A 567-nucleotide genomic window follows, 5' to 3' on the forward strand; every position below is an offset into this window, starting at 1 on the left:
TCGCTTTATCAACTAACTTCTGAATGTAAGCTATATAAGTTTCTTCTTCACCGTCTAATACATTCGTTAAAAACTTTTGTCCAACTGGATAGCTTCTACCTGACATACCTACACCACCCCCTGAAGCAGCTTTCTCCTTTGATTTCTCACCTAAGTCATAATCTCCTTCGTGCATGTAGTAAGCATAGTTAAAGCCACCATTACTATTTTGTTCTTTTACCGTATAATCGACAGTTGCTACCGTTCTAGTCCCACTTTTAACGACTTCACGACTATAGGATTGTTCTAAAATACCTTTCCAGTGGGGTGCGGATTCACTTGAAGTCCTGATTAAATCATCAGTAACATCATAAATACCTTCTTCTACCGCATCTTCTACCGCTTTAGTAGTGACGCTAATCCCTTTAAGATTCACCTTAACTCTAGCCATTAAAAAGACACCTTCATGAATAATATTTTTCCGTTTGTGTCATTAATCGCCTTAATAGAATCAGGTGTAACAGTAAAGGTATTACCATATGCGTGGAAAGTAATTGTGTCACGATGGGATATGTTTTGACCTCCGTC

At 38.1% G+C, this 567-nt stretch carries 1 protein-coding gene; it reads right to left on the reverse strand.

Annotated elements, in window-relative coordinates; all coding sequences use genetic code 11:
• A partial coding sequence (locus R0J88_RS18720) for a hypothetical protein (RefSeq protein ID WP_410900689.1) occupies positions 1 to 430 on the reverse strand: 430 nt, incomplete at its 3' end.
• Between the last annotated feature and the right edge of the window lie 137 nt (positions 431 to 567).

The organism is Pseudoalteromonas sp. SIMBA_162 (genome assembly GCF_046535955.1).
Classification (GTDB): Bacteria; Pseudomonadota; Gammaproteobacteria; order Enterobacterales; family Alteromonadaceae; genus Pseudoalteromonas; species Pseudoalteromonas marina.